The sequence below is a fragment of the Mesorhizobium sp. GbtcB19 genome, from assembly GCF_019091085.1.
Taxonomy (GTDB): Bacteria; Pseudomonadota; Alphaproteobacteria; order Rhizobiales; family Rhizobiaceae; genus Mesorhizobium.
In genome coordinates this window covers 1-495 of sequence record NZ_JAGXJY010000114.1, presented here as the reverse complement: position 1 = coordinate 495, position 495 = coordinate 1, and the positions used below count along the sequence as shown (strand labels likewise).

Sequence of the window (495 nt, the reverse complement as noted above, 5' to 3'; positions counted from 1 at the left end):
TGGCGAATAACGAATCATTATTAGAAATTTCTACTGATTTGTTTGATATTAGCTTTTTCGGGAGTCAGCCAACTTCATATAATTTGCTTAATTTAAAAGAAGCTTATGATTATAAAAAAAATGAAGTTTCTTTTCAAATAATGTTTGATTCTAATTCTCCAATAATAAAAATAACAAATAAATCAGCTTTAAATTTAAATAGAGTCAACGTATATAAAAGTGAGAATGATGGATATTTACCTTTATTTTACGAAAATCTTAATTATAAATTTATATTGAAAAGTAAAGATAATAATAAATATAGAATTAGATTTGATGGTAGCGGTGCACATAATTCGAATAATGATGTAATGGTTGATAATATTGTGACAGGTGCGTTTAATTTTAAAGGAAATGTTGGAGTTGCAACTTTATCAATTTTAAGGAATGATAGCGTACTCTCTACCATTGAATTTAGTGTGTTTTCATTAAAATTAAATTTTTTGGAAGATCGTT

General features: G+C 24.8%; 1 protein-coding gene. It reads left to right on the top strand.

Annotated features, from left to right (window positions below):
- A partial coding sequence (locus KVT37_RS31845; protein WP_217578970.1) for a hypothetical protein occupies positions 1–495 on the top strand: 495 nt, incomplete at both ends.